1 protein-coding gene is annotated in these 1,027 nt (G+C 43.6%); it reads right to left on the reverse strand.

All coding sequences use genetic code 11. The features are described 5' to 3' along the window. Nucleotides 1-980: AMP-binding protein (locus A3735_RS06920; RefSeq protein ID WP_156499479.1), on the reverse strand; the 980-nt coding region annotated here is incomplete at its 3' end. Nucleotides 981-1,027 lie beyond the last annotated feature (47 nt).

Genomic DNA, 1,027 nt, shown 5'->3' on the forward strand with positions numbered 1-1,027 from the left:
TCGCCTAGCAGCTCGTCTTTGATTCCAGTGACAGAAACCTCGCTAACAGCATCACACTCCAGGATAACTTCTTCAATTTCTTCTGGGTGAATACGGTTAGCGCCAGATTTAATCATTTGTTTCTGGCGGCCTTTGATGTAATAGAAACCATCAATATCTCTGTAGCCCAAATCGCCGGTGTGTAGCCAGTCACCTGTAATTGTTTGTTCCGTAGCCGTTGGGTTGCTCAAATATCCTTGCATGATATTGTCTCCCTTGGCAATAAGTTCACCTGTCTCGTTTGGCCCCAATAGTTTGCCGCTTTCATCGCTAATCGCTAACTCTACATCAGGTATTGGGATGCCGATTGAGCCGGCTTTTTCTAGTAGTCTGGCTGGCGGCAGGTAGGTGAGCCTTGCTGACGCTTCAGTTTGTCCATACATGACGTAAATATCGGTGTTAGGTAGTGCCTCTAGTAACTCTTTGGTAGTCGTAACACTCATACTTCCACCTGCCTGGGTAATATATCTAAGTTGCGGATGTATTTTGGCAAAGCTAGTCTTATGTAAAAGAATTTGAAATGTTGAGGGTACACCAGAAAAACCCGTAATGCTTGCTTTGTTTAAGTCTTCAGCAATGAGTTTAGGGTAGAGCATTGACTGCCCTAAGCAAATACTTGCCCCAGCATAAATATGAGTTTGTAATACTGAGTTGCCGTAGCTGTATGTGAATGGTAATACGCAATAGGTGCAGTCGGTCGCACTTAAGCTCAGGTATTGGACAATTGATTGAGTATTAGCAAGCAGGTTACTATGAGAAAGCATGACACCTTTAGGGTCTCCTGTGGTGCCAGAGGTAAACAAGATTAGCGCGTTGTGCTCAACAGCTGGGATTACCCACTGGTCTAAGTCGGGTTTCGCTGCTTCCGTGTCTAATAATAGCTCAAATTCATTTGCCTCTACCTTGAGGTGTTGAACTGAGTTTTCTAAGTTTATTGCCAAATTATTTTTGGTGATGGCTAACTTCGCTTAAGAGAAATCCAGAATAT

It is taken from the genome of Oleiphilus sp. HI0061, from assembly GCF_001635675.1.